The sequence below is a fragment of the Sphingomonas populi genome, assembly GCF_004208535.1.
GTDB classification, from domain to species: Bacteria; Pseudomonadota; Alphaproteobacteria; order Sphingomonadales; family Sphingomonadaceae; genus Sphingomonas; species Sphingomonas populi.
The window spans coordinates 82,310-96,059 of sequence record NZ_SGIS01000003.1 but is presented as its reverse complement, the minus strand read 5'-3'; the positions used below and the strand labels follow the sequence as shown (position 1 = coordinate 96,059).

Here is a 13,750-nt window from a genome sequence, read left to right as displayed (position 1 = left end):
CATGACCATCGGAGGCTCCACCGCCGCAGCCGAACTCGCCGCCATCCGCCCCTGGACCGCGACGGCGCCCGCGATCGACAGGGCCGAGCGGCTCGCCCGGATCGAGCGCGCGCGCGCGCTGACCGAGGGCATGGGGGCCGACGCGTTGCTGATCAGCGCGGGTGCGTCGCTGCGCTATTTCGCGGGCGTTCCCTGGGGAGCGACCGAGCGGCTGGTGGCGATGGTACTGCCGGTACGCGGGGAGCCGGTGATGATCTGCCCGAATTTCGAACTGGGATCGTTGCAGGCGGACCTGCTGATCGACGTGGATATCCGCCTGTGGGAGGAGGATGCGAACCCGCACGCGCTTGTCGCCGATGCGCTGGCGGGTTTGGGCGCGCGCACGCTCGCGATCGATCCGGCGCTGCCGTTCCAGATGTCGGAAAGGTTGCGCCGCGCGGCGCCGTTCATTGCGCTGGTCGATGGCGCGCCGGCGATCGACGGGTGCCGGATGCGCAAGTCGCCCGCCGAGATCGCGCTGATGCAGCAGGCGAAGGATATGACGCTAGACGTGCATCGCCGCGCCGCGCGTATCCTCGCGCCGGGCATCACCAGTTCCGAGGTCAAGCGCTTCATCGACGAGGCGCACCGCGCAATGGGCGCGTCGGGCTACAGCTTCTGCATCGTTCAGTTCGGCCGCGCCACCGCCTTCCCGCACGGCCTGCCCGGCGAGCAACGCCTTGAGGACGGGCAACTCGTGCTGATCGACACCGGCTGCACGATCGAGGGCTATCACTCCGACATCACGCGCACCTATGCGTTCGGCGAACCGGGCAGCGAGGTGCGTGCGATCTGGGATATCGAAAAGGCGGCGCAGGCGGCTGCTTTCGCCGCAGCGGTGCCGGGCGCGCCGTGCGAGAGCGTCGACTATGCCGCGCGCGCGGTGCTGGAAGCGGCGGGACTTGGCCCGGACTATCGCCTGCCCGGCCTGCCGCACCGTACCGGCCACGGCATCGGCCTGTCGATCCACGAACCGGCCTATCTGGTGCGCGGCGACCGCACGCCGCTGGAAGCGGGCATGTGCTTCTCCAACGAGCCGATGATCGTCGTGCCCGATCGTTTCGGCGTGCGGCTGGAGGACCATTTCTACATGACCGACACCGGCCCGCGCTGGTTCACGCAACCGCAGCCGGCGATCGACCGGCCGTTCGACTGATCGCCGCGCCGGCTTATTCCTCGTCGGGGTACGGTCCCTTGCCACCCTCGGCGATGAAGCGATCGACCCGCGCTTGCAGCACCGGCAGCGGCACCGATCCGAGCTGGAGCACGGTGTCGTGGAAGGCGCGGATGTTGAACTTCGGCCCCAGCGCCTTTTCGGCTTTGGCGCGCGCATCGACGATCGCCTTTTCGCCGAGGTAATAGGACAAGGCCTGCCCCGGCCAAGCTATGTAGCGATCGACTTCAGTCTCGATTTCGTGATCGGCGAGCGCGGTGTTGTCGTGAAGATAGGCCTGCGCCTGCGCGCGCGTCCAACCCATCGAGTGAATGCCGGTATCGACTACGAGGCGCGCGGCGCGCCACATCTGGTAGCTCAGCATGCCGAAGCGATCATAGGGCGTGTCGTAGATGCCCATTTCGACGCCGAGTTTCTCGCAATACAACGCCCAACCTTCGCCGTAAGCCGAGATGTAGGATTGCTGGCGGAACGGTGGCAAATCCTTGTTCTCGGCGGCGAGCGGCATCTGGAAGGCGTGGCCGGGCGCGCTTTCGTGGAGCGTCAGCGCCGGCAGATTGTATGTGTTGACGAGGTACACGCCCGGCCCGCCGCGACCGCCCGTGTAGATGGGCGCGATGTCGGCGGGAACGGGAATGATCGCGAAGCGGCTACGCGGCAGATGCCCGAACCAGTCCTTCGCCTTGCCGTCGAACGTCTTGGCGATCCAGGCGGCACGATCGAGCAGCGCCTGCGGCGTCTTGGCGTAGAAGCGCGGATCGGTGCGGAGATAGGTGAGGAAAGCGGGCAGGTCGCCTTTGAAATCGACCTCCTTCATCACCCCGAGCATCTGCGCGCGGATGCCGGCCACCTCGTCCAGCCCGATCCGGTGGATTTGCGCGGGCGTCAGATCGAGGGTGGTGAATTCCTTGATCTTGGACTGGTAATAGGCCTTGCCGTCGGGCAGCGAATAGGCGTCGAGGCTGGTCTTCGCGTGCGGGATATAGTCGTCGCGCAGGAAAGCGAGCAGGCTCTTGTGCGCGGGCACGACGGCGTTCTGGATGACGGCGACCGCCTCTGCGCGTAGGGCCGCCTGCGTGGCGGCGGGGATGACAGCGGGCATCGTCTTGAACGGCGCGTAGAACGGATTGTCCTGCGGCGTCTTGGCGTCGGTGATCGGCGTGACGGTCGCGTCGCGGCCTACGAGCGTGATCTTCGGCGGCGTGAAGCCGCGCGCTTCGCCCGCTTTCATGTTGGCGATCTGCTGCGCGAAATAGCGCGGCATCTCGCCGAGCATGGTCAGGTAGTTGCGATAATCCTGCTCGGTCTTGAAGCTCTGCCGCGCTGTGCCGACGACATTGCCCCAGAAACTGGTGTCGGCGTTGAGCGGCTTTTCATACTCGCGGTAGCGAAGCGCGGCGAGCGCGGTGGTGATCTGGTTGCTGTAGATTTGCAGGTCGATACGGTTTTCCGGCGTGAGCTGAGCGGGATCGATCGTCGCGAGCTTCGCCGTCACCTCGGTCCACATCTTGAGGCGCTCGGCTTGCGCGGCCGGTCCGACATCGGGGAGGTGCGCCGAGATATGGTCGCCGCTGTCCTCATCGTCCGCCTTCTGGTTCTGGCGCCACGTCCATTCGGCAGTATAGATCGCCTTGAAGCGCGCATCGGCGGTATCTTTCGCGACGGCGCTGGGCGCTGTCATGATCGCCGAAGCGGACGCGACCATCATCACGCCGCTTTTGAGAACCCGCATATATGCCCCGCCCTTGCAATGTCTTATGGATCGTATAACGTATTCTACGTATTCGCAAGGGAGAGCGGGATGACGTTGCAGCTTGTTGGTACGCGGCGGGACTGGCTGGCGGGCGCGGGCATCTTGGCGCTCGCGAGCGGCTGGACCGGACGTGCGCTTGCCGCCGCGCCGGCTGGCGCCGCGCTGCTGCCTGCACATCCCGAGCCGTTGCCCTTGAAGGATGTTCGACTGCTGCCGTCGCCGTTCCTCGACGCGGTCGAGGCGAATCGCCGCTACCTGCTCGCCCTCGAACCCGATCGTCTGCTGCACAATTTCCGTACCGGCGCCGGACTTGCGCCCAAGGGCAAGGTGTATGGCGGCTGGGAGGGCGATACGATCGCCGGGCACACGCTCGGCCATTATCTCTCGGCGCTCGCGCTGATCCACGCGCAGATCGGTGACATCGAGGCTAAGCGGCTCGTCGATTATATCGTCGCCGAACTCGCCGAGTGCCAGGCCGCGCGCGGCACCGGTTATGTCGCCGGGCTGCTGCGCAAGCGCAAGGACGGTACCTTGGTCGATGGCGAGGAGATATTTCCCGAGATCATGACGGGCGATATCCGTTCGGGCGGGTTCGATCTCAACGGTGCCTGGTCACCGCTTTACAACATCCACAAGACCTTCGCGGGGCTGCTCGACGCGCAGGCGTTGTGTGGCAACGCGCAGGCGCTCGGCGTTGCGGTCGGCATGGCGCGCTATTTCCAGCGCGTGTTTGCGGCGCTCGACGCGGCGCAGATGCAGAAGATGCTGGGCTGCGAATATGGTGGCCTCAACGAAAGCTATGCCGAGCTTTCGGCGCGTACCGGCGATCCGCAATGGCTGAGCGTGGCTGAGCGACTCCATGACGACGCCGTGCTCGATCCGCTCGAACGCCAACAGGACGATCTGCCCAACATTCACGCCAACACGCAGATCCCCAAGCTGATCGGCCTCGCGCGCATCCATGACCTCACCGGCCGCGCCGCGCCCGGCACGGCGGCGCGCTACTTCTGGAACACGGTGACGCATCACCACAGCTATGTGATCGGCGGCAATGCCGACCGCGAGTATTTCTTCGCGCCCGATGCGATCTCGCAGCATCTGACCGAACAGACGTGCGAGCATTGCAACAGCTACAACATGCTCAAGCTCACCCGGCAGCTTTACGCATGGGCGCCCGATGGCGCGATGTTCGATTATTACGAGCGCACCCACTTCAACCACATTCTTGCCGCGCAAGACCCGAAGACGGGCATGTTCACCTACATGACGCCGCTGATGTCGGGCATCAAACGCGACTTCTCCTCGCCGACCGAGGATTTCTGGTGCTGCGTCGGTTCGGGAATGGAGAGCCATGCCAAGCACGGCGAGTCGATCTATTGGCAGGGCAAGGATGCTCTGCTCGTGAACCTGTTCATCCCCTCGCGCGCGCATTGGGCGGGCAGGGGCGCGGATGTCGAGCTTGCCACCGCCTATCCCTATGACGGTGCGGTGCGGCTGACGCTGTCGACGCTGAAGCGTGGCGGCGTGTTCACGATCGCGATGCGCGTGCCCGGTTGGGCGAAGACCGCCACGCTGACCGTCAACGGCACGCCGGTCGAAGCCGAGCGCAGCGCCGGCTATGCGGTGGTGCGCCGCCGCTGGCAGGCAGGCGATGTACTCGCGATGGTGCTGCCAATGGAGTTGCGCACGGAATCTACCCCGGACGACCCTGACACGATCGCAATTTTGCGCGGTCCGCTGGTGCTCGCCGCCGATCTCGGCCCGGCGGCGCAGCCGCTGGCCGATGGCGGCGCGCCTGCGCTGGTCGGCAGCGATATTCTCGGCGGGTTCAAGGCGGGTGCGGCGCCTGCGGTGTATCGCACGCAGGGGCTTGGCCGGCCGGGCGATATGGACTTCGCGCCCTTCTACCGCGGCTATGACCGGCGCAGCGCGGTCTATTTCAAACGCTTCACCGATGCGCAGTGGGAGACGCAAAAGATCGCGATCGCCGCCGAGCAGGCGCGCCTCGCCGATCTCACCGCGCGATCGGTCGATGTCATGCATCTCGGCGAAATGCAGCCCGAGCGGGACCACGCGCTGACCTCGGACATCTCCTTCCCGGTGGTGTATCGCGGGCGCAACGGGCGTGATGCGCGGAGCGGCGGTTTCTTCCAGTTCGGCATGAAGGTGAAACCCGGCCCGCTGGTGCTGGAGGCGACCTATTGGGGCGACGAGCGCAAGCGTGCGTTCGACATCGTGGTCGATGGCACCGTCGTGGCGACGCAAGTGCTGGAGGCGCAGAAGCCCGGCCAGTTCATCGACATCGACTATCCGGTGCCCGAGGCGCTGACGCGGGGCAAGGCGCGTGTCATGGTGCGCTTCCAGCCGCATCAGGGGCATACCGCCGGGCCGGTGTTCGGGGTGCGGCTGTTTACCGCGCGGCAGTGATGGCCTGAGGTCGGCTCAGGCCGGCGTTCCAAGGAACGGCAGGGCCGCTGCCCGCAGTCCGTCGGCCGAAGCCGAGAGGCGGATCGGCCCGCCCTGGTCGCCAGCCTGGATGATCGCCATGCACAGGCCGTTGAACGCCGAACGTGCGGTGGCATGGTCGGGTTCGAGGCAGCGCGGATCGCCGTTGCCGACGCCGAGCAATGTCGCATCGCCATCGAGCGCGAAGGCGATCCGGTTCGTGGCGGTCGGCACGTCGCGGCCGTGCGCGTCGAGAGCGGCGGCGCGAACGACCGCGACCTCGCCGGGCGCCAGCAAGCGGCGATCGCTCGACAGCGCGAGCCGGGCCGGGGTGCCGGCGGTTTCCCGCACGTCGGTCAGGATACGACGGCCGCCGGTGAAGCCATGCGCCTCGATCCGGCCCGGTGCATAGGGCACCTGCCATTCGAGGTGGCGGTTGCGCTCAACCGGCTTGCGGCCGAGGCTGCGACCGTTGAGGAACAGTTCGACCGCATCGCAATTGCTGTGGACCCAGACAGCGACGTCCTGCCCCTCGCGCCCCGCCCAGTTCCAGTGCGGGAAGAGGTGGAGCACCGGCCTCGACCCCCACCAGGCGCGGTAATACTGGTAATTGTCCTTGGGGAAGCCGCAACTGTCCATCTGCCCGAAGTTCGACGCGTTTTCCGGCCAGCGCTCGAACGGCGTCGGTTCGCCGCGATAATCGAATCCGGTCCAGACGAACCCTCCGGCGAGGAAGGGGCGGGCGTCGTAGAAGCTCCACCAGCGCTCGGCGGTGGTCGCCCATTTCGGATAGTCGGTGTCATAGGCCGGGACGATCCCGGCGGCGTCGTCGCGCTTGTACTCGCCGCGTGTCATCACCGTGCTGCCGGTTTCGGTGCCGATCATCGGCATGGTCGGGTGCGCGGCGTGATAGGCGTCGATCTCGTCGAGATAGTAATTGCAACCCAGCACATCGAGGACGCGCGAGGCGCCTTGCCCGAACTTGCCGTTGAACGCTTCGGTGACGGGGCGCGTGCCGTCGAGTTCGTAGATGCGGCGCTTCATCGTCTCGGCGATGCGGGCGCCGGTCTCGGTGCCGCGATGTATTTCCTCGTTGCCGATGCTCCACAGGATGACGCTGGGGTGGTTGCGGCCCTGACGGACCATGCGATCGAGCTGGCTCATACCCTCCGGGTTGCTCGACATCTGGCGCGTCTCGTCCATGACGAGAATGCCCATGCGGTCGCAGGCGTCGAGGATCGCCGGCGCGGGTGAGTGATGGGTGGAGCGATAGGCGTTCGCGCCCATCGCCTTGAGCTGTTCGAGCCGCCAGACGTGCAGGCTATCGGGCACCGCGAAGCCAACGCCGGCGTGATCCTGATGGTTGCAGGTGCCCTTGATCTTCACTGGCGCGCCGTTGAGGAAGAAGCCCCGGTCGGGATCGAAGCGGATCGTGCGGATGCCGAAGCGGCTATCGTCGCGATCGACCACGGCGCCGGCGATCACCACTTCGGTCGTGAGCGTATATAGCACGGGCGTATCGAGCGACCACAGCGCTGGACTGGCGATCCGAATGGCCTGCGGGATGGTGATCTGCCCCCATGCCGGCAGTGTGACGGGATCGGACAGCGACGTCGCGACACTCTGTCCATCCGGCGCGGTGACGGTCGCACGCAGCCGCGCGGTGGTGGCCGGGCCGTCATTGTCGATCTCGGTGGCGGTGCGCAGCACTGCGCCCGCGTCATGCAGTTCGGGGCGGATCGCGACACCGCATTGGCGGATGTGTGCGGGCGCGGTCTTGACCAGCCGGACGTGGCGATAGAGGCCCGCACCTTCATACGACCATGCCTCACCAAGACTGACGTCGCAGCGCACGACGAGGATGTTCTCCTCGCCGGGAACCGCGAAATCGGTGATGTCGACGCGGAAGGGCGCATAGGCGCTCTCGTTCGATCCGACGACGAAGCCGTTGAGGATGATGAGACAATCGCGCGAGACGCCATCGAATTCGAGCGACAGGCGCTTGCCCGCGTCGCCTGCCGCGATCGGGATGCTACGGCGATACCAGCCGACGCTGGTCGCGGGCCACATCCGGCCGACCGGCTTGAAACCCTGAAACGCGCCGGTGTGATCGGCCGCCGAGTCGGGTGGGCCGAAGCGTTCGAACGGCAAGTCCACCGCCCAGTCATGTGGCAGGTTGACCGCCTGCCAGCCGCTGTCGTCGAAGGTGCGGGCGGCAACCGGCGTGCCGACGTCGCCGGATTTTCCATAGGTGTCGTGCGAGGTGCCGAAGCCGAAGTCCTTTTCGGGATCGCTGGCATGGCCCAGATGGAAGCGCCAGCCGCGTTCGAGCGGCACCACGCCGCGCGGGTTGGCGGGTTCGGCACGCGCGGTTGCGGCAAGTGGCGGCGCGAACGCGAGTCCGCCCGCCGCGCCGGCGGTCTTGAGGAGATCGCGGCGGGACGGGCGGGGCATGGACGATCCTTGTATGTGGACGATCAGAAGTTGACGGTCGCGCCGATGAAGATGGTGCGGCCGAGCGGATCATAGACGCCCGGATAGGTATTGCCGTTACCGAAGCTGGACAGGACGCCCTGCGCAATCGCCGGCGGGTCCTTGTCGAGCAGGTTGTTGACGCCGGCGCGCAGCGTCAGGTTCTTGGTGAAGTTCGATGTCATGCTCAGATCGAAGTAGCTGTAGGCGCCGATCTTGCGGTTGATGACGCTGCCTGGCCCCTGTTCGTTGAGAAACGCATTGTCCGACAGGGTGGAAAGTTTCACGCTGTCGAGATAGCGCCAAGCCAGCGAGAGGGTCGCTTGGTTGTCGCCGGGGATCATCCAGGTGCTCCGCAACTGGTGGCGCCACTTCGGCGAAGGCTGACCACAGGAATACCCGTACAGGCCCTTGCAGTCATAGCTGCCGAGACCCGGCAGCGGCTCGGTGCTGAGATCGAGCAGGAAGGTGCCGATCAGATCGAAGTTGAGCTTGCCGAAGCGGTTGAGATCGAGCGTGTAGCTGCTGGTGATATCGATGCCGGAGGTCTTCAGCGAGCCGGTGTTGATCGTCGTGCCGACGACGTATCCGTCGTTGCCGAACAGCACGCCGCTGCGCGGATCGCGGTGGAACAGGCTGCAATAATACGGGTCGCCCGTCGAACCGCATTGGCTGATCGTCAGCGATGGCGGGATCGAGTTGATATAGTCGTTCACCTTGATGTGGAAATAATCCACCGTCAGCGTGAAATTGCGGACCATGCGCGGCGTGAGGATCATCCCGATCGTGTAGGTGTCCGCCTGTTCCGGCTTGACGTCGCGATTGCCGCCGAACTGCTGGACGCAAACGCCCGCCGGGCATTCGGGAATGCTGCCATATTGCCCGGCGGTCACGCCCGACCGCTGACACACTTCGAACGACGCGGTTGGGCTGGCGCCGGCGCAGGGGTCGGTCGCGGTCACGTTGCCCAACGAGACGGCGTTGAACAATTCTCTGATGTTGGGAGCGCGGAATGCGTGGTTGTAACTGGCGCGCAGCCGCAGGTCGCTGCTCGGTGCCCAAGATAGTTCGCCCTTGTAGGTGAAGGCGTTGAAATCAGACTGAAAACCGGTCGATCGTTGTTCGTTGTGATAGGTCGAATAGCGTACGCCGCCGTTGATCGTCAGCGATTTGGCGAAGGGGAGATTTGAGAGAACTGGCACCTCGATCTCACCATAGCCCTCGTTCACGCTGATCGTGCCGTTAGACCCGACATATCCATTCTGGATAGCGATCGCGTCACCGGTTTCGTTCAGGGTCTCGCGGCGATGCTCGGCGCCCAGCGCGATGGCGACGCCATTCTCGGCCCAAGGAGTCTGGATGCCGTATTCGCCGAGGTCGCCGTTGATCGAGCCAGAAAATATCGTCTGCGAACTGCGGCTCTGAGTCGAACTGTTCGAAAACAGATAGGGCAGCGCCGTCTGGCTGATCGCCCCCGCTGCGAAGACGTCGATCGGCAGGCAGTTCGGATCGGACTTGTCGATCACCGACTGGCAGGTCGGCGTGCCGTTGACGCTGACCGCGTTCAACGCGCGCTGCGCTTTCACGTTGTCGACATTGTTCGAATAGGTCTCGTTGTAGCGGACGAGCGAGCGCAGGTAGTTGAGATCGTAGCTGAAGCCCGTGGCGAAATCGCCGCGCACACCTGCGGTATAGCGGTAGTCCGCGTGGCGCAGATCGTCGCGCCGCGGCGTGGAGAGGCGCAGGCCGATGAAGGTGTCCTCGGTCTGAGACGTGCCGGCCGCCGGGCCGCACAATGTCGTCGCCTGGCTGGCGGACATATAAGGGTTGTTGCAGGGAATCGTGAAGGTCGTGCCTTGAAACAGAGCCGATGGCGCAGCTTGCGAGAAGGTGTGATCCTTCATGAACATGAAGCTGCCATAGACTTCGGCGAGCGGGCTGAACTTGAACTTGGCGAAAGCGCCGGCGGTGTAGCGCTCGTCGGATCGCTGGAAATAGTTGGTCGGCGCATAATTGTAGGCGAAGCTCGAGGTGTAGGGCACCCAGGTGTGCTGGCCGTCCTTGGTATTGTTGAGCGTTTTCCCCTTGTTGGGGCCGGTCAGCAGCGTGAACAGACCATAAGTGTTGTTGCTCGATCCGCCGCAGGTGAGGCTGGTGCCGGCATCGTCGGCAGGGTCGAGCGCGCAGGCGGATACGTCGCGGCTATCCTGCGTGACCGCCTGGGTCTGGCGATAGCCGCCGTAGACTGTGATATTACCGCGACCATCCGCGAAATTCTTGCCGAACGCGCCGTTGATATCGGTCTTGCCGCCGTCGAACACGGAAGACGGCGCGCGCGCGTAGCCTTTGGCGTCGGTCAGGCCGTGGAGATAGGCATTGCCATTATCATGCTGAGCGATGCTGCTTTGCGCATCGAAGCGGAGGCCGTCGAGATTGTCGCGCAGCACGAAATTGACGACACCGGACATCGCGTCCGAGCCGTACACCGCCGAAGCGCCGCCGGTGACGACGTCGATGCGCTGTACGAGCGCGGACGGCACAAAGTTCACGTCGATCGTTTGCTGCGGCAGCATCCGCCGCCCGTTCAGCAATACCAGCACGCGATTGGGGCCGAGATTGCGCAGGTTGATGTTCGAGGTGCCGTCGGACCCGTTCGAGACGTTCTCGTTCGCGTCGGCTGTGAACTGCGGGAGCTTGTTGAGGACGCTCTCGACACTCGTCGCGCCCTGATAGCGGATTTCCGATTCGCTTACGGCGGTGAGCGGGCTGTTGCTGTTCAGGTCCGGGCGCTTGATGCGGGTGCCGGTGACGACGATCGTGTCGGCGCTCGCGTCAGCGGTTCTCGCGTCCTGTTCTGCGGCTGTGGTTGTCCCTGCGATCTGCGCGTGCGCGCTCGTCGACATCAATGCCGTGAGAACCGCCGCGAATGCCGCCGTGCGATAGGTGGTGCGTGCCGTCTGTCCCATGTGGAAACCCCCAATGGCGTTTTGCCTTGGCGACGAATGCACCACGATGTCATCTGTATGTCAAATATAATATACGATATTCATTCTTGCCCTTGAGGATAAATACACTTTACCGCGCGTCGCTCATGCGCGCGCCAGCCTGATAAGTGTCTCGTCGTCGCCCAGCGCAACGACATGCGCGCCACGTTCGGGCGCGCGTGCTCCGGTGAGGTGATAGCCTTCACCCTCGATCACCAGCCGAGCGACCGGCGTGTAGGCGTCGCGCGCTTCGAGTGTCAGCGTCACCGCACCGCTGCCCGGATCGAATGTCGCCGCCGCGAAGCGCCCGGCTTCCAGCACCAGCCACAGCTTCACGGGTGCGATGAAGATACGTGTCCGCGCGCTGTCCTTTGGAGCGATAGTGACGCGACCGCCAGTTTCCGTCACGGTGCCGCCGAAGCCGATCCAGCCGAACTCGGGGTGTTGCACCAGATAGCTGGCGGTCGCGATGGCATGGCCGAAGAAGCTCATGCCGTAATCGCCCGAATAGGCGTCGAACCGCATCATGTCGGGATTGGAGTGGAAGGCGCATGCGCCGAACCCGTCGCGATCGACGTTGGTCAACGATCCCATCAACCCGCCATACGCGACCCGCAACAGGTGGATGTCCGCCGGGTCGCGGCGATAGCTGTCGAACAGCGGCAGCGCGTTGAGCGACGATCCGTAATGGTGCAACTGCCGCTCGATCCGCGCGGTCTTGCCGGCGAACAGGAAATCCCAATAGCGCCGCGCGCTGCCGTTATAGCCCCAATGCGGGATCAAAGGATCATAGCCGAGGATCACCTCGCGCGTGAGATCCGCCTTCGTGTGGTCGCCGAAATGGCGCATCCACGCATAGACTTCTTCCTGTCCGGTCGAATCCCACGGCATCTCGCTGCCGAACGGAAACGTCTCCGTGCTCCACAGGTCGGCACGTTTGCGCATATCGGCTTCCAGCGCGTCGGCCGGCGCGGTCAGCCCCGCGTGCCGCAGATCGGCGAGGATCGCGACGAACACATCGCCCTCCATCTGCCCGAACTTGACGTATTCGGGCGCGAGCCGTGACATCGCAATCGCGGTGCGGGCGGCGCGATCGAGATACCAGCGCCAGTCATGCGCCGTGACCAGCCCGACGCGGTTGCGCGCGAGGCGATAGAGCACCCATTGCGCCGCCGCGACATGGACGTAGTTGAATGATCGCACCACCGAGCGCGCCCGTTCGGGTTTCCAACTCGCCCATGTCGTCCAGTCGATCGCCGGGTCGTACTCGGCGGCGTGGGCGGGATCGTACCAGAACAGGCTTTTGCGCACGCCCTCGCGCTCCGGCCCGTCGCCGACCTGCAAATGGCGCTCGATGACCTCGACGTGGAAGCGCTCGAACTTCGCGATCTCGGCGGCAACCGGATTGTCGAGTTGCTTCATGATCGCCGCGAGCCATGCGCCGGCGCCGCCCTCGTCGCTCAGACCGGCGATCCAGACGCGCTTTTCCTGCGTGATGATCGCGTCGCGCTCGCGGTCATAGCTCATGATCGCGGGGCTGCGGCCGAAGCGGTCGGCGGGGTCTTCGTACCATTGCCGCGTGAAAAGGAAGCGGCCGAGGTCGCCCGCCACCTCGCGCGCGGGCTTGATGACGGTGTAATGGACCGTCTGCCGGCTGCCGTCGCCATGATGAAGCGTGACGCGGGCACGGCCCCAGGTTCGTCCCGTCAGGCGGTAGCGCATCCAGCCGCCCGCCGGCGGCGCGGCATCGACGGTGATCGCGCCGGGCGGAGAGACGTTTATCCGCGATACCGGCTGACCGGCTTTGACGAAGAGGTCGGCCGGTAGGTCGGTCGGCAGCACATAGCCGGGGATGCCGACCACAACCGGCCGACCCGCTGCCGCCAGCCGGCGCTCGATCGACCGGATATCGGGGGCGAGCGCCAGCCGCAGCCCGAAGCTGCGCGTCTCGCCCGGCGCGAGCGTGAAGCCGGTCGGCTCGTTCCATTGCTCGGCGCCGCGCCATTCGCGATCGGCGAACCCCTTGCTCGCCACCATCCAGCGGTAGAAACCCTCGAAGGTCAGCTCGCGCTTGGTGCGATCTTTCAGGAGCGCTGCGCCGCCATCGGCGGCCTTGCCGTCGGCGATCGGCATCCAGGTCTCGAACGGGGTGCCCGGCTCGGGCAGGACCAGCAGTGCCGGACCCTGTCCGTTGAGACGCGTGACCTGGAGATAGCCCGCATCCCGTCCGACATACGGATCGGCGAAGCTCGCCAGCGCGTGCGCCTGTTCGAGCGTTCGGCCGGTGAGGACATTGTCGAACGGCATGGCGAAGCCGAGTCCGCCGATATCCACCGCCGCCGTGGAGCGATTGGTGACGATGAACCGCAGGATGAGAGTATCGGCCGCGACGATCCAGCGCCGTTCGACATGCAACGGACAACCCGCAGGCAAAGTGGGCGTAAGGTCGGCGGCGGCGAGCACGTCTCCTGTGGCCGGCAGAGCCTTGACCGTGGCGCGATGGAAAGCGGTCGAAACGTCGAGCCACGCCCCGCCGGCGCGAAAGCGAATGTCGATATCGCCGAGCGCATAATCGCCGGCGGTGATTCCGTTGCGACGCTTCGGCGCGAAATCGAAGTCCGGCGCGGTTCGCGGCGAGAGCGACGAGAGAACCTGCGACGCGGTGTCCAGCGTGACGGCGAACGGGCCGGAGTCGCTGCGGATTGTACCAGAGGTGGGTGGCACCGCCCCGAATGCGCGGGGCGCGATGTGTCCGGCAACGCAGGCGACCGGCAGACTCGTCAAAAGATCGCGGCGCTTCAATGGCAACCCTAACGTCGTCCACACCCTATAGAATATAGTATTCTATTTCTGTGAGGCCTTGTCTAGCCCGTGAGGAGAGGA

6 protein-coding genes are annotated in these 13,750 nt (G+C 65.2%); 2 read left to right on the top strand and 4 right to left on the bottom strand.

All coding sequences use genetic code 11. The features are described from left to right. The first annotated feature begins 1 nt into the window (after position 1). Positions 2-1,195 (top strand): M24 family metallopeptidase, encoded by a 1,194-nt coding sequence (locus tag EWE75_RS02970; RefSeq protein WP_130155208.1) that lies wholly within the window; start codon positions 2-4, stop codon positions 1,193-1,195. Between the two features lie 13 nt (positions 1,196-1,208). Here the strand turns inward: EWE75_RS02970 and EWE75_RS02965 are convergent, their stop codons facing one another. Next, positions 1,209-2,945, bottom strand: a complete 1,737-nt coding sequence (locus EWE75_RS02965; RefSeq protein WP_130155207.1) for a DUF885 domain-containing protein — start codon at positions 2,943-2,945, stop codon at positions 1,209-1,211. A gap of 69 nt (positions 2,946-3,014) precedes the next feature. Between EWE75_RS02965 and EWE75_RS02960 the strand changes: the two genes are divergently transcribed. Further along, the gene (locus EWE75_RS02960) at positions 3,015-5,393 is read left to right on the top strand and encodes a glycoside hydrolase family 127 protein (protein ID WP_130155206.1); all 2,379 of its coding nucleotides are present in this window, start codon (positions 3,015-3,017) and stop codon (positions 5,391-5,393) included. 15 nt (positions 5,394-5,408) lie between these two features. On the opposite strand, the gene galA is transcribed toward EWE75_RS02960, so the two are convergent. The 3 genes from galA to EWE75_RS02945 all read right to left on the bottom strand — a co-directional run bounded on the left by galA (position 5,409) and on the right by EWE75_RS02945 (position 13,591). Further along, a complete protein-coding gene (gene galA / locus EWE75_RS02955; protein ID WP_130155205.1) occupies positions 5,409-7,865 on the bottom strand; it encodes a beta-galactosidase GalA in 2,457 nt (818 codons plus the stop codon). A 23-nt stretch (positions 7,866-7,888) separates the two neighbouring features. Further along, entirely contained in the window at positions 7,889-10,849 is a 2,961-nt protein-coding gene (locus EWE75_RS02950) for a TonB-dependent receptor domain-containing protein (protein WP_231708178.1), read from the bottom strand. 123 nt (positions 10,850-10,972) lie between these two features. After that, positions 10,973-13,591, bottom strand: coding sequence for a DUF5695 domain-containing protein (locus EWE75_RS02945; protein ID WP_206364661.1), 2,619 nt, complete (start codon positions 13,589-13,591; stop codon positions 10,973-10,975). Positions 13,592-13,750: the final 159 nt, after the last annotated feature.